This window comes from Pseudomonas gingeri (assembly GCF_013385425.1).
Lineage (GTDB): Bacteria > Pseudomonadota > Gammaproteobacteria > Pseudomonadales > Pseudomonadaceae > Aquipseudomonas > Aquipseudomonas gingeri_D.
Window position 1 is genome coordinate 1 of the sequence record NZ_JACAQA010000051.1, and the last position, 18,879, is coordinate 18,879.

The 18,879-nt window shown below is 62.0% G+C and carries 18 protein-coding genes and 1 riboswitch; of the genes, 15 read left to right on the forward strand and 3 right to left on the reverse strand.

Annotation, left to right across the window (positions count from 1 at the left end; all coding sequences use genetic code 11):
• The first annotated feature begins 35 nt into the window (after positions 1 to 35).
• A complete protein-coding gene (locus HX830_RS31435; protein WP_177104702.1) occupies positions 36 to 560 on the forward strand; it encodes a LasR-specific antiactivator QslA in 525 nt (174 codons plus the stop codon).
• A gap of 57 nt (positions 561 to 617) precedes the next feature.
• Here the strand turns inward: HX830_RS31435 and HX830_RS31440 are convergent, their stop codons facing one another.
• Complete coding sequence (locus HX830_RS31440) at positions 618 to 1,217, reverse strand: hypothetical protein (protein WP_177104704.1); 600 nt, start codon at positions 1,215 to 1,217, stop codon at positions 618 to 620.
• Between the two features lie 175 nt (positions 1,218 to 1,392).
• Between HX830_RS31440 and HX830_RS31445 the strand changes: the two genes are divergently transcribed.
• From HX830_RS31445 to HX830_RS31485, 9 genes are all read left to right on the forward strand, one after another.
• The gene (locus HX830_RS31445) at positions 1,393 to 1,980 is read left to right on the forward strand and encodes a TetR/AcrR family transcriptional regulator (protein WP_177104706.1); all 588 of its coding nucleotides are present in this window, start codon (positions 1,393 to 1,395) and stop codon (positions 1,978 to 1,980) included.
• 78 nt (positions 1,981 to 2,058) lie between these two features.
• Complete coding sequence (locus tag HX830_RS31450; RefSeq protein WP_177104708.1) at positions 2,059 to 2,562, forward strand: hypothetical protein; 504 nt, start codon at positions 2,059 to 2,061, stop codon at positions 2,560 to 2,562.
• Between the two features lie 269 nt (positions 2,563 to 2,831).
• On the forward strand, positions 2,832 to 3,713 hold the full coding sequence (gene dapA / locus HX830_RS31455; protein ID WP_152740826.1) for a 4-hydroxy-tetrahydrodipicolinate synthase: 882 nt from the start codon (positions 2,832 to 2,834) through the stop codon (positions 3,711 to 3,713).
• Positions 3,714 to 3,723: 10 nt separating this feature from the next.
• A complete protein-coding gene (locus tag HX830_RS31460) occupies positions 3,724 to 4,893 on the forward strand; it encodes an iron-containing alcohol dehydrogenase (RefSeq protein ID WP_177104710.1) in 1,170 nt (389 codons plus the stop codon).
• Positions 4,890 to 6,134, forward strand: a complete 1,245-nt coding sequence (locus HX830_RS31465; RefSeq protein ID WP_177104712.1) for a four-carbon acid sugar kinase family protein — start codon at positions 4,890 to 4,892, stop codon at positions 6,132 to 6,134. The genes HX830_RS31460 and HX830_RS31465 overlap by 4 nt, the downstream gene beginning before the upstream one ends.
• A 15-nt stretch (positions 6,135 to 6,149) precedes the next feature.
• Positions 6,150 to 7,163, forward strand: a complete 1,014-nt coding sequence (pdxA, locus tag HX830_RS31470; protein WP_177104714.1) for a 4-hydroxythreonine-4-phosphate dehydrogenase PdxA — start codon at positions 6,150 to 6,152, stop codon at positions 7,161 to 7,163.
• Between the two features lie 56 nt (positions 7,164 to 7,219).
• Positions 7,220 to 8,170: a phosphoglycerate dehydrogenase gene (locus HX830_RS31475; RefSeq protein WP_152740824.1), complete on the forward strand. Its 951-nt coding sequence runs from the start codon at positions 7,220 to 7,222 to the stop codon at positions 8,168 to 8,170.
• Positions 8,171 to 8,281: 111 nt separating this feature from the next.
• Positions 8,282 to 9,589, forward strand: coding sequence for an MFS transporter (locus HX830_RS31480; RefSeq protein WP_152740823.1), 1,308 nt, complete (start codon positions 8,282 to 8,284; stop codon positions 9,587 to 9,589).
• A gap of 123 nt (positions 9,590 to 9,712) precedes the next feature.
• A complete protein-coding gene (locus HX830_RS31485; RefSeq protein WP_152740822.1) occupies positions 9,713 to 10,480 on the forward strand; it encodes a DeoR/GlpR family DNA-binding transcription regulator in 768 nt (255 codons plus the stop codon).
• A gap of 6 nt (positions 10,481 to 10,486) precedes the next feature.
• On the opposite strand, the gene HX830_RS31490 is transcribed toward HX830_RS31485, so the two are convergent.
• A complete protein-coding gene (locus HX830_RS31490) occupies positions 10,487 to 11,215 on the reverse strand; it encodes an SDR family oxidoreductase (RefSeq protein ID WP_177104716.1) in 729 nt (242 codons plus the stop codon).
• 101 nt (positions 11,216 to 11,316) lie between these two features.
• Here HX830_RS31490 and HX830_RS32705 point away from each other — a divergent pair, with 101 nt between their 5' ends.
• Positions 11,317 to 12,231, forward strand: coding sequence for an AraC family transcriptional regulator (locus HX830_RS32705; RefSeq protein ID WP_177104718.1), 915 nt, complete (start codon positions 11,317 to 11,319; stop codon positions 12,229 to 12,231).
• On the opposite strand, the gene HX830_RS31500 is transcribed toward HX830_RS32705, so the two are convergent.
• Positions 12,218 to 14,842 (reverse strand): EAL domain-containing protein, encoded by a 2,625-nt coding sequence (locus tag HX830_RS31500; RefSeq protein ID WP_177104720.1) that lies wholly within the window; start codon positions 14,840 to 14,842, stop codon positions 12,218 to 12,220. The two genes, HX830_RS32705 and HX830_RS31500, sit on opposite strands and share 14 nt — an antisense overlap.
• 462 nt (positions 14,843 to 15,304) lie before the next feature.
• Positions 15,305 to 15,407, forward strand: a riboswitch (guanidine-I (ykkC/yxkD leader).
• Between the two features lie 65 nt (positions 15,408 to 15,472).
• On the opposite strand from HX830_RS31500, the gene HX830_RS31505 reads away from it, so the two are divergent.
• The 4 genes from HX830_RS31505 to HX830_RS31520 are packed head-to-tail and all read left to right on the forward strand — an operon-like array spanning position 15,473 to position 18,872.
• The gene (locus HX830_RS31505) at positions 15,473 to 16,540 is read left to right on the forward strand and encodes a putative urea ABC transporter substrate-binding protein (protein WP_177104722.1); all 1,068 of its coding nucleotides are present in this window, start codon (positions 15,473 to 15,475) and stop codon (positions 16,538 to 16,540) included.
• Between the two features lie 15 nt (positions 16,541 to 16,555).
• Positions 16,556 to 17,371 (forward strand): ABC transporter permease, encoded by an 816-nt coding sequence (locus tag HX830_RS31510; RefSeq protein WP_152740818.1) that lies wholly within the window; start codon positions 16,556 to 16,558, stop codon positions 17,369 to 17,371.
• Positions 17,368 to 18,162 carry an ABC transporter ATP-binding protein gene (locus HX830_RS31515; RefSeq protein ID WP_177104724.1) on the forward strand — a complete coding sequence of 265 codons (795 nt, stop codon included), beginning with the start codon at positions 17,368 to 17,370 and terminating at the stop codon, positions 18,160 to 18,162. Before HX830_RS31510 ends, HX830_RS31515 begins: the two co-directional genes overlap by 4 nt.
• Positions 18,159 to 18,872 carry an urea amidolyase associated protein UAAP1 gene (locus tag HX830_RS31520; RefSeq protein ID WP_177104726.1) on the forward strand — a complete coding sequence of 238 codons (714 nt, stop codon included), beginning with the start codon at positions 18,159 to 18,161 and terminating at the stop codon, positions 18,870 to 18,872. The genes HX830_RS31515 and HX830_RS31520 overlap by 4 nt, the downstream gene beginning before the upstream one ends.
• Positions 18,873 to 18,879: the final 7 nt, after the last annotated feature.

Sequence of the window (18,879 nt, forward strand, 5' to 3'; positions counted from 1 at the left end):
CGGGGTTAGTAGACCACTACACGGAGCCCCTCTCCATGATTGATCGAACATTGCTCTCACGCCTACCCACACCCACCTTGATCAAACTCGCCTCCCTGAGCCCCACCGAAGCGGTCGATCATTTACGCCACGCCGCCCGGCTCTGCCTGGACGGTGCCCGAACCCTGGCCTTTCAGGATGACCAGCAGCAGAAGCTGGCCGACAAACTGATCAAGGACGCCATCGCCCTCTACGACATGGCCATCCTGCGACAACGTGATCCCCCCTCTCCCGCTTCAACCACCACCATCAGCCTCAACGCCTGCGCCAATGCCTCATCGCAAAGCCCCACCCCTTGGGACGAGCAATTCGCCCAGGAAATCGCCAGTGGCGGACGCTGCGCGGGGCTCTGGCTGGACCGACGCGCCACCCAGCCGTTGTGGTGGCAACTGACCCAGGCTCGCCGGGGCTATCCGGAAGGTGATCGGCGCGACGCCTTCGAAGCCGGGTTTCTGCGGCACCTACAGCAACGCCTGATTACGGCGCAATACCGAGCTTCACGCAGTTCACCGCAACACTGACCATCAAGGCGGCAACGTTCGCGTTGCCAGCCTCTTTGCTTTCCAAAAACTCAAAACTCACCACCCCGCCCCCTCAAAACGATACTTTTGAGAAGTAGCCATGCTGCCCCCACTGACCCGATTGATAAGCTTCATCTCATCCGCCATATCGGCCACGAAATAGGCCCTCTTCGCCCAAGGATCACAGATGACGGCGTCGTTGTTCCAGGTCGTGGGGTCTTGCAGATTGGTCTGCGCGCTCCGGCCGCAGACGACGAAGACGTGATCAGGGCCCGCGTAATCGGCCTCCACAATCCCTGTAATCGCGCCGCTTACCGCAGGGCCCTGATAGCCTTCCATTCCCACGTGGTTTTGCAGGGACATCAGTTCGAGCGGCGCGATCCCGGTACTGGCGAGCATATCGAACGCGAGGCACGCCTGTTCCTCGCAGTTTCCCGCTCGTGACGCCCGCGCCGCAGCGGCGACCGCCTTTACATAGGGCTTCCCTTCGAAGCCGAAGATGCCGTCGTCAACATACGACTGGCTGAGCACCGCGTGTCGTTGCTCAAGCACGGCATTGCCATGGGTCAAGGCGTCTCCAGGGCGATTGCTCGCCGCGATGCCCAACGCCTTTATGCCCTGCACCACCACGCGAGCCGCCTGTAGAAATACATACATGTAAATCGCCTCCATTGACCGACCGCAGGCTTTCCCTTTCGTAGGGAGCCGTCGCTTGGACAGAAAACCAACCTACTAGTAGGTTTACCCCATCCAACAGCCAGCAGGCTGACTCAACCCCCTCTCACGGGGCCGAGTATATCCAGCGTTGCGCGGTAATTTTATGGAATTGTCTATGAACACAGAACTGTCCCCGAAGGCGACCGAAATCGCCGAGTATGCCCAGTCATTGCTGACTGTCGGGGGCTACAACAGCTTCAGTTATGCGGATATTGCCGAGCGGGTGCGTATCACCAAGGCCACCATTCATCACCATTTCCCCAGCAAGGCCGAGTTGGTTCGCGTGGTGGTCGCGCGGTATCGCGAGCAAGCACGGGAAGGCTTGGCGGCGCTCGGCCGACAGATTGCCGATCCATTGGCACAGCTCAATACCTACGTCGATTACTGGTCCACCTGTATCCGTAGTGGCAGCTCTCCGTTCTGTATCTGCGCGATGCTGGCCGTCGAACTGCCGACGATTCCTGACGAAGTGGCGGCCGAAGTTCGCGGGCATTTCCAGGACCTGACCGACTGGCTCACATCGGTCCTCGAAAAGGGCACCGCCACCGGGCAGTTTCACTTGCAAGACAGTTCGACGATCGAGGCAAAGGCGTTCATGGCCAGCGTGCATGGAGCCATGCTGGCCGCGCGTGGGTTCGGCGATCCAGAGACCTTCCAGGCGCTGGTTCAATTGTCCATCAGCCGGCTGACTTCAACCCGCTGATCCATACCGAGAAGACTGGCGAAGACCGGTCTTTTATTTTGCCCTTATACCCAACCAACTAGTAGAGAGATACATTCCATGACTCATCCCATATCGACTTTAGGCGCCATCCATACCGTTATCAGCCTGATCCCCGTGATTGCAGGCGCCTACAGCTTTATCCGCTATTACAAGATCGACCCGAAGACCCGCGCCGGCAGTCTCTACCTCATCAGTTTGACGCTCACGGTCGCCACGTCCTTTGGGGTCTCCAGTACTGGTGGTTTAAATGCCGGGCATGCCTTTGGCGTCATTGTGCTGCTTGCCGCCTACGCCGGTGCGTGGGCGCCAGCAGTGAGTTTCCTGGGGCGAGCGCGCCCGTATTTGAGCGCATTCGGGCTGTCGTTCAGTTTCCTGCTGTCATTCGTGCCCGCCACCAATGAAACCCTGACCCGCCTCCCCGTCTCGCATCCGATTGCCGATCATCCGATGGCGCCTGTGGTGCTGAGCACGCTGCTGGTATGGCTAGGCTTTTTCATCGTGGGATTTGCCGCGCAATGCCGGCAGATTTATTCGCGGAACAAGGTCTCGGTACGGACATAAAGCGGGGTCATCAGGCGGTTACGCGGCTCAAACACGGTATTCCCTCGGCATCGGCGCCAACAGCAATCCCAACGAGCCGCATAACAGCGAAGTCAGGCCCAAAGACCAGCAGTATTCTCGCCCCGGAAAAATGATCGATTCACGCAAAAACACAAAAACACTCACCTACAAAAAACCACTTTAGTGATTTTTTCAGTCATTAGTCCTTGCCATTCACGATCACTTCAATCACTCTCGTCCCAATTACAACAAAACGAGAGACCCTCTTCATGAAATTCCACGGCATCGTTCCCGCTTTAGTCACCCCGTTTACCGCAGACCAGCGTTTGGACGAAAAAGCCCTGCGCGGCCTGGTCGAAAGCCTGATCGAAGCCGGTGTCCACGGCCTGTTCGTGCTGGGCACCAACGGTGAATTTTTTGCCCTGTCCGATGAAGAAAAACTCGAAATCGTCCGCATCACCCTCGACGCTTCGGCCGGCCGCCTGCCCGTTATGGTCGGTACCGGGGCGTTCAGCACCCGCGAAGTGATTGAAATGAACAAACGCGTCGAAGGCATGGGCGCCGATGCGTTGTCCGTTATCACCCCGTACTTCAATGCCGTCAGCCAGGCGGAACTGATCAAGCATTACGAAGCCATCGGTGACGCCACCTCGTTGCCGGTGATGATGTACAACATTCCGGCCAAGACCGGCATGTCCATCGGCATCGGTGCCGTGGCCACCTTGTCCCAACACCCACAGATCAAAGGCATCAAGGACAGCGCCGGCAACTTCGACAACCTGGTGCAGATGATCAAATACCGCAGCGACGACTTCGCGGTATTCGCCGGCACCGACTCCCTGATCTACTGGAACCTGCTCGCCGGCGGCGACGGTGCCGTGGCTGCCACCGCCAACGCCGTGCCTCATGTGGTCATGTCCATCTGGAACCAGTTCCAGGCCGGCAACCATGACACCGCCAAGGCCGCCCAGGAACTATTGCGTCCGCTGCGCGATGCCTTCGCCCTGGGCACCATGCCCTCGGTGCTGAAAAAAGCCACCGACCTGTTGAACGTGCCGGTCGGCCCCTGCCGTTCCCCGGTCGCGCCCCTCGATGCGGCGACCACGCAAAAACTCGAAGAGATCCTGGCTGTTTACCGCCAAAACGCCTGAGGGGGCCGACATGTCCGCGACCTATCACTTCCAGACCGTCAAGAACATCATCCACGGCCCCGGCAGCCTGGAGCAGTTGGGCGACAAGCTGTATCTACTGGATACCCCGCTCAAGCAGGTGGTACTGGTCACCCAGCAGGCCATGCACCGGCTCGGTGTCACCGCGAAAATCAAAGAACAGTTCGCCAGGCGCGGCATCGCCGTGCAGACGATTGATAACGTCGAAATCGAACCGACCCTGGAAAACATCGAGCGGGTCTTTCACGAGCAGGTCGCGCCCTTTGCACCGGACGCCTTGATCGCCGTGGGCGGCGGCAGCGTGCTCGATGCGGCCAAGCTGTTCGCCGTGATGCTGACCAACGATACCCCGCTCAAGGAGCTGCTCGGGATCGACAAGGTGGGCAACCCCGGCAAGCCGATGGTGCTGATTCCAACCACCTCGGGCACCGGCTCCGAAGTCACACCCAACGCCATCGTCACCCTGCCCGACGAAGAATTGAAGATCGGTGTCGTCAGCCGGCACCTGCTGCCCAACCTGGTGATCCTCGACCCCTTGCTGACCCTGAGCCTGCCCAAGGCGATCACGGCCGCTACCGGCATGGATGCGTTTACTCATTCGCTGGAATCGTTTATTTCCACCAAGGCCAACCCCATCAGCGACACCTTTGCCCTGGAATCCATGCGCCTGATCGCCGGCAGCATCGTCGAGGCCTATCAACAGCCCGACTCGGTGCGGGCCCGTGGCGATATGCTGCTGGGTTCGATGTACGGCGGCCTGGCACTGACGGGCGCCGGCACCGCCGCCGTGCATGCCCTGGCCTATCCGCTGGGGGGCAAGTTCCATGTTACCCATGGCGTTGCCAACGCGATGCTGCTGCCCCATGTCATGGCCTTCAACCTGGACAGCTGCGCCGCCCGCCTCAAGCGCGCCGCCTGTGTCTGTGGCGTAGCCCTGGAAAGCGACAGCGCCGAAGCGGCCGCCGGCAAACTGATCGAACAGATCAGCGAGTGGACGGCGACCCTGAATATCCCGCAGAACCTGCGCGAATTCGGCGTGGCCGAAGAGCATCTGGCGGACATGGCAGTGGCCGCGTCGAAGGTGACGCGCTTGATGGCCAACAACCCCAAGACCCTCAGCCTCGACGATATCCAGCAGCTTTATCGGTGCCTGCTGCCATGAGCACCACGCCCCTGCCGCGCCTGCTGATCATTGCCGATGACCTTTCCGGGGCGGCTGACTGCGCCGCCGATTTTGCCGGGCGCATGGTCACCCAGGTGATTCTCAGCCACGTCGGGCTGGAGCTCGGCACGGCGCTGGGCGCGGAGGTGATCGCCCTCGATCTCGACTCCCGGCGCCTCAGTGCGCAAGCCGCCGCCGTGGCCCATCGCGATGTGTTGGCGATGGATCAGGTAGCCGAGTTGCCGCTGTACAAAAAGATCGACTCCACCCTGCGCGGTAATGTGGCGAGCGAAGTGGCCGCGTTGCAGGCCCTTCGCGGCATGGCCCTGGTGGCGCCGGCCTTTCCGCTGATGGGCCGGACCACCGTGGGCGGCGTTCAGCACCTCGACGGCGTTCCCGTCGATCAGACCGATGTCTGGCGCAATGAGCGCCTCGCGGGCACGGCCAATCTGCTGGAGCAGTTGAGGACGCAAGGTCTGCGCTGTGCGACGCTGTCTCTCGATGCCGTACGCGACACGGAGCGATTGCAGGCCGATCTGCTCAGGCATTTGGTCGCCGGGGTACAGGCACTGGTGTGTGATGCGCAAACCGAGACGGACCTGGCGAATATCGCCCAGGCATCGGCGGCTCTGTATAAGCGGCTGTTCTGGGTCGGCTCCGCCGGGCTGGCCCGACACCTGCCGCAGGCGTTGGGATTTCCGCCGGTATCAGCTCAGTTGAATGCGCCGATCAACGGGCCGGTGCTGACCGTGGTCGGCAGTATGTCCCGACACTCCCAGGTGCAAGCCAACTACCTGGCCGAACACAGCGATCAACTGCACTTGCGCCTTGCCCCCGCCACCTTGTGCGCGGGACCGGAGATGGCCGAATGGCAGTCCATCGCCGCCACAATCGAGACGGCCCAGCAACAGGGTCGGCATGTGCTGGTCAGCCTGCAACAGGAGCAGCGCGATCCCGGCCAGGCCGCGCAGTTGAGTACGGCCCTGGCCCAATTGCTCCAGCCTGCCCTGCTGCGCTCGGGCGCGCTGATCGCCACCGGGGGCGAAACCGCCCGCGCCATGCTCGGGGCCGCCGGCATCCAGCGCCTGGACCTTCAGGGCGACCTGGCCCCCGGTGTGGTCTTCTCCCGCGCCCGCTGGCGTGGCCGTGAGCTGGCCGTCGTGACCAAAGCCGGTGGCTTCGGCCAGCCGAGCAGCCTTTTCGATGCCTGGCGGCAACTGACCGCCACGCCGCAACTTTAACGAAGGAAGACCACTATGTCTGAGCGTCCCGTTATCGGCATCACCATGGGCGATGCCACCGGCGTCGGTCCGGAAATCATCATGAAATGCCTGGCCCACGCCGCACTGTACGAAACCTGCCGGCCACTGGTGATCGGCGATGCCGCTCGACTGGCCGATGCCAACCGCATTGTCGGTGGCAGCCTGAAAGTGAACAGCATTGAACGCCCGGCTCAGGCACGCTTTCAACACGGTATCGTCGACTGCATCGACCTGGGGCTGATCCCCGCCGACCTGCCCTACGGCAAGCTCTCGGCTATCGCCGGTGATGCCGCTTTTCGCTACATCGAGCGCACGGTGCAACTGACCGAAGCCGGTGAGCTGGACGCCATTTGCACCGCGCCGCTGAACAAGGAAGCCTTGCATGCGGGCGGCCATATTTTCCCGGGCCACACCGAGCTGCTGGCGCACCTGACCGGCATCGAAGAGGTCTCGATGATGCTGATGACGCCGACCCTGCGGGTGATTCATGTCACCACCCATATGGGCATTATCGATGCCATCGCCAAGATCGAGCCCGGCCTGGTGAAACGCACCATTGAGCGCGCCCGCGAAACCCTCATACGCGCCGGTATCGAAGACCCGCTGATCGCGGTCTGTGGCATCAACCCCCATGCCGGGGAGAACGGTTTGTTCGGTTATGGCGAGGAAGCCACCAAGATCCAACCGGCCATCGACGAGCTGCATGCCCGCGGCTGGCGTGTGGAAGGACCGCTGCCGGCGGACACCCTGTTTTTCCGCGCAGGGCGCGGTGACTTCGATGCGGTGGTCGCGATGTATCACGACCAGGGCCATGGCCCGGTAAAAGTCATGGGCCTCGAAGCCGGGGTGAATGTCACGGTCGGCCTGCCGGTGATCCGCACCTCCGTCGACCATGGCACCGCCTTCGACATTGCCGGCAAGGGGATCGCCGACGAACGCAGCCTGACCGAGGCGATGCGCCAGGCCGTGGAGCTGGCCGCCCACAAGCGCAGCAGCACGGCGGCCTGATTACCCGCGAACGCCCGAGTCAGCAAAACCTATAAAAACAATATGAGGACATCACCATGAAAATCGTCTGCACCTCACCGTCTTTTGCCAAATATTCGACAGCCCCCCTGACCCTGCTGGGCGAGCAGGCCATCGAATGCGTCAACCTGCCGGCCGACATCGGCGAAGACGAGTTCATTGCCCAGGCCAAGGGCGCACAAGCGGCCATCGTCGCCTTCAACAGCATCAACGCCCGCGTGCTCGATGCACTGCCCGAGCTGCGTATCGTCTGCAAGCACGGTGTCGGCGTGGACAACATCGACCTGCCCGCCGCCCGTGAACGCAAGGTGTGGGTCTGCAACGTCCCGGACTCCAACAAGCATGCGGTGGCCGATTACACCTTTGCCCTGCTGCTGGCCTCGGCCCGCAAGATCGCCCTGGCCGATCAACAGACCAAGGCCGGCGAATGGCCGCGCTTGTTCGGCGCCGATGTCCACGGCAAGACCCTGGGCATCATCGGACTGGGCAATATCGGCAAGGAGGTCGCGCGGCGCGCGGCAGGCTTCTCGATGCAGGTGATCGCCCATGATCCCTACCCGGACCAGGCCTTTGCCGAGGCCAAGGGTATTCGTCTGGTGGCGTTGGATGCGCTGTTGGCCGAGGCCGATTACGTCACGTTGCATATCGGTCTGAACGACGCGACCCACCATCTTATCGGTGCCGAGCGCCTGGCCTTGATGAAGCCGCACGCCCATCTGATCAATGCCGCACGGGGCGGCATTATCGATGAGAACGCCTTGTTTGCCGCGCTGCAAAACGGCCGCCTCGGTGGTGCCGCGCTGGACGTTTTCGAGGAGGAACCGGTCACCCGCCACCCGCTCTATGCCCTGCCGAACGTGATCGCCTCACCGCATATCGCCGGCTACACGCCGGGGGCACTGGACATTCTGAGCCTGACTTGCGTGCGCAACATTGTCGCGGTGCTGAAGGCCAATGCACGCCCCGAACACGTGGTGAACGGCCTCTAGCTCGTCCGCGCCCCCGACTTCAAGCCACTCAATGGGTAGGCCCACCGGCCTGTCGTGGGCGCGATCACGCTGTTGCCAAACACCCCGAACACCGAACCCGGAGTTGGAACCATGCATAACAATAATAAGGCTTCCTCGGTACGTTGGCTGATCGCCGGATTGATGTGGACCGCCATTGCGGTCAATTACATCGACCGTGTCGTACTTTCCGCCGCCGCCCCGATCATCAGCAAAGAGTTCGCCCTGAATACCGCGGAAATGGGCCTGATCATGTCGGCGTTTTTCTGGTCCTACGCCCTGCTGCAACTGCCGGCCGGCTGGCTGGCCGACCGCTTCGGCCAGAAAATCACCCTTGGCGGCGCGGTGCTCTGGTGGTCGGTGGCCACCGCCATGACCGGCCTGGCAAACGGCTTCAATTCCTTGTTCGCGCTGCGGGTCGGCCTGGGCGTGGGTGAAGCGGCGGCCTATCCGAGCAACGCCGGGATCGCCTCGCGCTGGTTTCCGGACAAGGAGCGCGCCACCGTCGCGGGCATCTTCGACAGCGGCTCGAAATTCGGCGGCGCGATCGCCATGCCCTTGATCGTCTGGCTGATCGCCCTGGTGGGCTGGAAGATGACGTTCGTCCTGAGCGGCTCCATCGGCATCGTCTGGGCACTGGTCTGGTTTGCTTTTTACAAAAACGATCCCGAACAGCACAGCGGGGTCAACGCGGCCGAACTGAAATACATCCGCGAAGGCCAGCGCCGCCAGGAAGGCACCGGCGACAAGCCGACCCTGCGCTGGTACGACCTGCTGCGCTACCGCAACGTCTGGGCCATGTGCCTGGGTTTTTTCTTCATCAACTACAACTCGTACTTCTTTATCACCTGGCTGCCCACCTATCTGGTGAAAGAGCGCGGCATGGACCTGATTTCCATGGGCTTCGTCGCGGCGCTGCCGTTGCTGATCGCCATGCTGGTGGAGATTTTTGCCGGCTGGCTGTCCGACCGTATCTACCGCCAGGGGCGCTGGTCCTTGACGCGGATTCGCAAGACCTTCCTGGTGGTCGGCCTGTTGATGGCTTCCTGCATCGGTTTCGCCGCCTTCGCCGAGTCGTCGTGGCTGGCTATCGTCCTGCTGTGTATTGCCAAGTCCGGCACCACGGTCGCGGCCACTCAGGTCTGGGCCCTGCCCGGCGATGTGGCGCCACGGGGCATGACCTCGATGCTGGCCGGCCTGCAGAATACCGTGTCGAATATGGGCGGCGTGGTCGGTCCGATCATCACCGGGTTTATTGTCGCCGCCACAGGCTCATTCATTCCCGCCCTGCTGTTTTCCGCCGGATTGATTGTCGTCGCCATTCTCAATTATCTGTTTCTGCTGGGCGACGTCGAGCCGATCCAGGAACAGCCGCCAACCCCGAGCCCGCAACCCGTCTGAACCCTTGACCGGTAAAACGCTCGGAGACCCAGGGCGTTTTACCCGCTGAGTTTTCCGGGCGACCTTTTACGGCCTCGTTGAAAAACCGTATAAAGGCACTCGGGCCAGATCTCCAGGACATCCATGAAAGTTGCCACACGCCGCCAAGCCATTCTCAATCTCGTGCTGTCAGGCACTGCGAACGTCGAGGAGTTGTGCCTGCATTTCGGCGTCTCCGAAGCCACGATGCGCCGGGACCTCACCGCCTTGGCGGAAGAAGGCCTGATCTTGCGCACCTATGGCGGGGCTGCCCATGTCGGCCTGCGTGAGCCGGAAACCTCCGTCGAGGAGCGGCGCTATCAACACAGCCAGGAAAAACTCGCCATTGCTCGTGCAGCGCTGGCCCATGTGCGGGACAACGACACGCTATTGCTCGACGGCGGCACCACGACCTGCGCCTTGGCGGAGCTATTGGTGGAACGGCGTGGTTTGCATGTGATCACCAACAATATCCTCGCACTGCCGGCCCTGGCTCGGCTCCCGGAGGCCAAGATCACCCTGCTCGGTGGCGAGCTGCGGGCCTCCAGCATGTCGACCTTCGGGGCCGCCGCGCAGGCAACCCTGGAGCACTTGAGTGCCGACAAGATCTTTCTCAGCGCCGATGGTGTCGTGGCCGAATTGGGGCTCTGCGAAGCCAGTGCCGATCAGGCTTACCTCAAGGCCAACATGATCGGACGCGCGGCCCAGGCCTTCGTGCTGGCTGACGCGACAAAACTGGGGCGCGCACTCCAGCAACATTGGTCGCCCCTCAAAGGGCCGTGGACGCTGATTACCGATTCGCTGGCGGATGAATCGCTGCTGGCGCCGTTCCGGGCCAATAAACTGATCAGCATTGAAATCGCCAACGGCTGACGGCTCCTATAGCAAGGCCAAGGCATCCGCTCCGGCAACAATGCGAAGCGGCGCCGCCGGATCGTTGGCAGCACGCCACACCGCTTCGGCCACATCGCGCGCCAAGGTGATCTCCGACGACTGAGCCCATTGTGCAAAGACGTTCTTCGCCAGATCGGCATACGCCTCGGGGATGAGTATTCGCGCCTGCGCGTTTTCACCGAAGCGTGTTTCAGGCGCCCGTCCCGGGAGTACCAGGCTCACGCGGATATTGAATGGCTGAAGCTCCAGGGCCAGCGACTCGGTGAACGCATTGATCGCCGCCTTGCTCGCGGTGTACACGGAAAGCAGCGTAAGGGGCTTCAAGGTCACGCTCGACGTGACGTTCACCACCGTGCCCGCCCTGCGCTGCCTGAACTGGGGCAGCAGCGCCTGGGTCAGTGCGATGGTGCCAAAGGTGTTGGTCTCGAAAATATCGCGAACGGCGTCCATCGGCGTACCTTCAAGGGCGCCGAACATGCCAATCCCGGCGTTGTTGACCAGCACATCGATGGGGCCCGCAGCCTCTACCACCCGCTGGATGCTCTGCGGGTCGGTCACGTCGAGCGCCAGCACACGCAGGTGCTCGGAGTGCGGCAACAAGTCCTCGCGCGGCGTGCGCAGGGTGGCGATGACTTTCCAACCGTGGTCGAGAAAGTATCGGGCGGTTTCAAGGCCGAAACCGGATGAGCAGCCTGTTATCAGAACGGTTTTCATCAATGACTTCCTGCAGGTGATAGGCGGTACGGAAACGATACGGCCGCGTATCCGGACTTGCTACACTCCAAAGTCCATATCTCATTCGCAGGAGTCCTGCCGTGATTGATCCGTTATCGGAAGTCGTCAGCCTGCTCCAGCCGTGCGCGCCGTTCTCGAAGCTCGTCAGCGGCGCGGGTCACTGGCGTGTTCGCCGATCGGAAGCCGGACAGCCTTTCTACTGCGTGATCCTCGAAGGTACGTGCCGCCTCGCGGTTGAGGGACGCGAGCCGATCGAGCTCCAGGCCGGCGACTTTGTCCTGATTCCCTCCTCGCCGGGGTTTGCGATGTCGAGTCTTGAGCCGCCGCCGGAGGACGTTCAGACAGCGCCCGTCGCACAGCTCCAGGGCGGGTTCCGCTTGGGTGTGCAAGACGGGCCGCACGAAGTGCTGGTGCTGGTGGGGCACTGCGTCTTCGGCTCGCCGGACGCGGCTTTGCTGGTGTCGCTGCTCCCGCGGTTGATCCATGTTCGCGGCGAAAAAAGACTCACCACCCTGGTTCAACTGGTGAGCGAAGAGTCCCGCGAGCGGCGGCCGGCGCGGGAAGTGATCCTGGAGCGCCTGCTGGAAGTGCTGCTGATCGAGGCCCTCCGCTCCACGGCGGGGCCCGCCACCTCACCCGGCCTCTTGCGCGGGCTTGCCGACGAACGCCTCGCCGTGGCGATCAGACGAATGCACGAAAGCCCGACCCAAGCCTGGACAATTGCGCAGTTGGCGAAAGAGGCCGCCCTCTCCCGCTCGGCCTTCTTCGAGCGCTTCAACCGCGCACTGGGGACAGCGCCGATGGCCTATCTGCTGACCTGGCGCATGGCTCTGGCCAAGAATCTGCTACGCCGCAAGGAAGGTGGCCTGGCGGAGATTGCACAACGCGTGGGCTATAGCTCGGCGAGCGCGTTCAGCGTCGCCTTTACCCGCCATGTCGGGCTGCCACCCACGCGTTATGCGCAGAACGAGGCAGATCCACTTATGGCCGGCTGAGGTTGTCCGTGATCGCGGTCATCACCATGCTGCCTTCGTCCACGCAGCGCTCGGTGTCACGCGCCATGACCCATTGTGCAAACGCCTCACTCGGCAGCGGGACCGAGAACAAATAGCCTTGCCCCACCTCATAGCCCTGCGCCACGAGAATATCGCACTGGGCGACCTGTTCAATGCCTTCAGCCACCACGTGCAAGCCAAGCCCCTTGCCGATACCAATGACGGACTCACTCAGGGCACGGCAGGAAGCATCGCGCTCCAGGTCGTCGACGAAACTCTTGTCCAGTTTCAACTCGCTGATCGGCAGGCGCCGCAAATACCCCAGGCTGGAGTAGCCGGTGCCAAAGTCATCAATGGCCAGGCGCACGCCCAAGGCGTGCAAATCACGGAGGGTTTGCTCGGTGCTAGCGCTATTGGACAGCAAGACGCCCTCGGTCAACTCCACACACAGGTCGCTCGGCTGCAAGTCGCAATATTGCAATTGCCGGTCGATCAACTCGGCCAGATTGCGATTGTGGAAGTTGATCGGCGACAGGTTGATCGACAAGGAAGGAATCCCCAACCCTTGCCGACGCCACTGCGCCAGTTGCTCGCACGCTTGCTCCAGCACCCATTGACTCAGCGCATTGATCAGCCCGCACTCCTCGGCCAGAGGAATGAACCGGTCGGGGCCGATAGGGCCCAGCGTCGGATGCACCCAACGCGCCAGCGCTTCGGCCCCCACCAGACGTCCGCTGCGCAGATCCACCTGCGGCTGATAAGCCAGATACAGCTCATCGCCGGCCAGGGCCCTGCGCAAGTCCGTCTCCAGCATCAAGCGCTCCTGGGCGGTCTTGTTCATCTCCTCGAGAAAGAAGCTGAAGCTGCCGCGTTCGACGCGCTTGGCCTGGTACATGGCGATATCGGCGCAATGCAGCAGGCTTTCCATATCCTGCCCGTCCCTGGGGAACAGGCTGATGCCGATACTGGCCGACAACACGACGCAAGTCCCGGCAACGGTGGCCGGGACGCTGAGGGTCAGCAGCAGCCGCTCAAGAAAAAACGTGACCTGGGTGGCGCCCATCCGTGGCAACACCAGCACGAACTCGTCCCCGGACAAACGCCCGACAATGTCCGACTCCCGCAGCACACTGCGCAGCCGTTGCGCCATGACTTGCAGCAGTTCGTCCCCCGAGGCGTGCCCCAGGGCATCGTTGATCTGCTTGAAACGGTCCAGGTCGACAAACAATACCGCCAGTTCGGTCTGCTCTTCAGCCGCTTCAAGCAGGGTCCGCTCGGCCTGGGCCAGGAGGAAATTGCGATTGGGCAAGCCGGTCAGGGCATCATAAAAGGCCAATCGCAGAATGGACTGCCGGGCCTCTTCCCGCTCCAGGGCCAGCAGGCACAGGTGGATACCTGCCGTTACCAGATGGGTATGAAGAGGATCCGGTCCGCGGGACTCCCGGAAGTAGAGCGCAAAGGTCGCCGCGACCCGTCCCGCGGCGTTGCGGATCGGAACCGACCAGCACGCCTGGAAAGCCAACTGTTGAGCCAGGGCCCTGTAGTCGGCCCAGAGCGGGTCGTGGTGAATGTCCGTCACCAGAACCGGCTCGCCCCGGTAGGCCGCCGTGCCACAGGAGCCACTGGCCGGACCGGCTGACAGGCCCTCGATCGCCCTGGAGTAATCCGGCGGCAAGCCCGGGCTGGCCAAGGGGTGGAGGATTCCGTTCTTGTCCACACTGAGGATCGAAACAGCGACCTCGGGGGCAATGTGTTCAATCTCCTCACACAGCAAGGTCAGCACGCTCTCCAGCGACGCCTCTTTCAACAGCGCGCCGATGATCTTGTCCTGCAACACCTCATGCAGCTTTGTCCGGGTAATGTCGGTCAACACGATCACGATGTTTTCGACCTTGCCCCGGGCATCGAGCACCGGCGTCGAGGAAACATGCAGCCACAGCCGTTGGCCATTGCGCTTGCCGATCAGCGCGCTGGTTTCATTGGATTGACCGCCGAGGAGCTTTTCCAGCACCTGCTGTGCATTCGCCTTGGCTTGGGTACCCGGGGTAAAGAATATCAGCAGTGACTGACCGATCACCTCTTCACGGGAATAGCCCAACAAGCGAACGAACCCGTCATTGACATAAATGAGGTCTCCATTCGCATCGGCGATACAGGTGGCCGAACGGGTGGCATTGACGGATATCGAGAGCAAGCGGTGCTCGATGTCCTTCAAGCGCGCCTGGGTGATGTCCTTGAGAAAGGCGGCGTAGAGAATGCGGCCCTGCAAGGTGATTTTCGAGATGGACAACGAGCCCCAGCGCTCTTCGCCATCCTTGCGCACAATACGCAGATCCCGGCTGCTGCCGACTATCTTGTTGACCCCGGTCTCGCGGTTGGCGCTGATAAAACCGTCATGCTGGGCATAGACAGCCTGGGGCACCAAGGTATTGACGTTTTGGCCCAGTACTTCGCTGCGCGGACACCCCCAGAGCTGCTCGGCCGCCCCGTTGAAGAACACCACGCAATTGTGATCATCAATGACCACCACGGCATCAATTGCCTGCTCCAGTGTCTGCACGAAAAAGGGCTCCGCTTCTTCGCCACTGATCAACCCGACGCTAGAGTCCATTTCTCTTACCACTGTATACCTGTAATCACCGCCCTACGCCCTTGGGAGCACGTAAGGCACCAGAAGCGCGACGCTGTCTTTACAACCGAGTGTACGACTCTCTCACCCAAAGCACCTCGTGTCAGGCACTGCGATGAAAACAAGCTGGACGGATATAATCCGCTCCTGGGGTGTCAGTTTAACGGTTTCGTGTATTTCCGCTGTGAAACACCCGAGTTTTTTAAACAACGTCGTATATTCCGGCCTCGCCGGATCGCCCCAATCGAGTGCGAGCCGCCCCAACCCGGAGCATCTCTCGAGGATGGGCGGTGCAAAGCAACCGAACTCAGCCCCGGAAAACCCGCTGTATCTCGCCGCTTTCCCCCCTTGAGCCTGGCGTTGGAGAAATGACCATGATCTGGCACGCCTCTCGCAAGGAACAGGGCGTGCAGGAGTAGCGCGAGCTAGACGCACCACAATTTGCAAATAGTTGGCTAGGGTTCCGGCTCGCTGAAAAGCGAGTGACTGGTCCGAGAGCCAACGACCTCCAGTTGAGGTTACACGGCGGGATAAAAGCCCGGGAGACAGACCACCTATTCATACAGGTGTCGCGCTGCTCCCTGTCCGCCCATCCTCAACTGGAGTCTTACCATGCGAAAACCCCTTCTATCCGCCCTCCTCGCCGCCGGTATTGCCCTGCTGGTCAGCCTGCCTTCCAACGCCGCGGCCAAGACTGATTTCAACGTCTGCTGGACGATCTATGCGGGCTGGATGCCTTGGGAGTATGCGCAAGCCCAAGGCATCGTCGACAAGTGGGGCAAAAAATACGGCATCCACATCAAGGTCACCCAGCTCAACGATTACGTGGAGTCGATCAACCAGTACACCGCCGGCCAGTTCGATGGCTGCACCATGACCAACATGGACGCCCTGACCATCCCCGCCGCCGGTGGCGTGGACAGCACCGCGCTGCTGGTCAGCGACTTCTCCAACGGCAACGACGGCATCGTCATCAAGGGCAGCGGCAAGACCGTCGCCGACCTCAAGGGCATGAACGTCAACCTGGTCGAACTTTCGGTCTCCCATTACCTGCTGGCGCGCGCACTGGACAGCGTCGATCTGCAGGAAAAGGACCTGAAAGTCGTCAACACGTCCGACGCGGATATTTCCGCCGCCTTCAACACCGACGCCGTCCAGGCCGTCACGACCTGGAATCCCATGCTCGCCGACATCAAGGCCAAGCCGGGGGTCACCGAGGTGTTCGACTCCAGCAAGATCCCTGGCGAGATCATCGACATGATGGTGGTCAATACCCAGACGCTCAAAGACAACCCCGCGCTGGGTAAAGCCCTGACCGGCGCCTGGTTCGAAGTCGTGGCCTTGATGGGCAGCCAGTCCGCCGCCGGCGAAGCGGCCCTGGAACATATGGCCAAGGCCTCCGGCACCGACCTGGCCGGTTTCAAGGCGCAATTGGCGACGACCCAACTGTTCCGTACACCGCAGCAGATGCTGGACTTCGTCAACAGCCCCGAACTGCCGAAAACCATGGACAAGGTCTCTGGCTTCTCCTTTGAGCATGGCCTGCTTGGCCAGGCGGCCAAGGACAGCAGCGCGGTCGGCATGCGCTTCGCCCATGAGGTCACTCGCGGCGACAAGGGCAATCTCAAGCTGCGCTTTGACCCCGGCTACGTGCAGATGGCGGTCGACGGCAAGCTGTAAGCAGAGGACACGTCCATGCACCTGATCAATCGTCACCCTGATCGGCCCACACGCTTGTTGCTGGTGATCCTGCCCTTCGCCCTGTTGTTGTGTGCCTATTTTTTGGGCTCCGCGCAGCGGTTGGCAGACAACCCCAACGACAAGCTGCTGCCCAGCGCCGTGCAGATGACCGATGCGGTGAAACGCATGGCCTTCAGCGAGGACAAGCGCAGCGGTGGTTATGTGCTCTGGCAGGACACCGCGTCCAGCCTGCGACGCCTGGCCATCGGCCTGGGCGTCAGCGCCGTGGCGGGCCTGTGCCTGGGCATCGCCGCGGGCACGCTGCCGCTGTTCGGCGCGCCGCTGTCGCCGTTGCTGGTGGTGCTGTCCATGGTGCCGCCGCTGGCGATCCTGCCGATCCTGTTTATCGTCTTCGGCCTGGGTGAACTGTCCAAGGTGATGCTGATCGTCATCGGCATCACGCCGATACTGGCCCGCGACCTGGAACAACGGGCCCGGGAAATCCCCGTCGAGTTGCTGATCAAGGCCCAGACCCTGGGAGCCTCGACCTGGACCCTGATCCTGCGCGTGGTCCTGCCGCAACTGCTGCCACGGCTGCTGATTTCCCTGCGGCTGGTGCTGGGATCGGCATGGTTGTTCCTGATCGCGGCCGAGGCCATCGCTTCCGAAGATGGCCTGGGCTATCGGATCTTCCTGGTGCGCCGCTACCTGGCCATGGACGTCATTTTGCCCTATGTGGTGTGGATCACCCTGCTGGCCTGGCTGATGGACTGGGGCTTGAAACAGCTCACCCGGCGTGCCTTTCCCTGGTACGAAGGAGCCCGCTCATGAGCTTTATCCAAGTCAACAATGTGTGGCAGCAGTATGGCGACCATGTGGTGCTGGAGGGCCTGAACCTGAGCATCGCCGAAGGCGAGTTATGCACCCTGGTCGGTACGTCCGGCTGCGGAAAATCAACCTTCCTGCGGCTGTTGCTGGGCCAGGAAAGAGCAAGCCGTGGCGAAATCCTGCTCGACGGCCAACCGTTGGCCGCGGAGCCGGACCCGAGCCGTGGCGTGGTGTTCCAGCGCTATTCGGTGTTCCCCCACTTGAGCGCGCTGGACAACGTCGCCCTGGGCCTGGAACTGCCCCGGGCGCCGCTGCTGGGCCGGCTGTTCGGCCAACGCAAACGCGCCGCCCGCGAACAGGCGGCGGCGCTGCTGCACAAGGTCGGTCTCGGTCATGCCCTGGACAAATACCCGGCGCAGCTCTCGGGCGGCATGCAGCAACGCCTGGCCATCGCCCAGGCCTTGATCATGAAGCCACGGGTGCTGCTGCTTGACGAACCCTTCGGTGCCCTCGACCCCGGTATCCGCAAGGACATGCACGCCCTGCTGCTGGACCTGTGGCGCGAAACCCGGCTGACCGTATTCATGGTCACCCACGACCTCAGCGAAGGCTTCAGCCTGGGCACCCGACTGATGGTTTTCGACAAGGTGCGCGTCGATCCCCATGCGCCCTATGCCTATGGGGCCCGCATTACTTACGACCTGCCGCTCAACAGCAAGCGTAGCGAGGCCCAGGCGGCCCTCGCGACCTCGCTGGCGAGCGCTCTTCAACCGATCCTGGGACTGACCCCATGAATGACACTGCTGTTTTTGCCGACGAACGCCTGCCCGGCGGCGGCCACCTTTCCTTCGTGCTCAAGCGCGGGCAGCTACTGCGCCTGACCGACCTTCAAGGCGGCGCCAACGTCAGCCTGATGCTGTTCAACGCCCATGAGAAAACCGAGCGTTTGAACCTGCCTGACAGTCTCAAGTGCCAACACACCGCCAAGCTGACGACCGGCCATTGCCTGTACTCGGACATGGGCCGGGTGCTGGCTGCTATCACCCGTGACACCTGCGGTTGGAGCGACAGCCTCGGTGGCGTGCTCTGCGCCGACGAAGTCGAACAGAAGTACGGCCGCGGTCGCTACCAGGAGCTGCGCAACGGGTTCTACCGCAACGGCGCGGACAACCTGCTGGTGGAGATGGGCAAGTGGGGACTGGGGCTCTGCGACCTGTCCATGACCCTCAATCTGTTCAGTCGCGTCGACGTCGACGCTCACGGTGCCTTTCACTTTGTCGAAGCGCATTCCAAAGCGGGCGACTGCATTGAGCTCTACGCGCCGATGGACACCCTGTTCATCATCACCGCACTGCAACACCCCATGGACCCCGCCCCTGAATACGCGCCAAAACCGGTGCAACTGACCTTTATGAGCGCCGACGCCAGCGTCGCCGAACACTGCCGGACTTCGCGCCCCGAAAACCTGCGCGGCTTCATCAACACCGACCGACTGTTCGCTTGAGGACGAC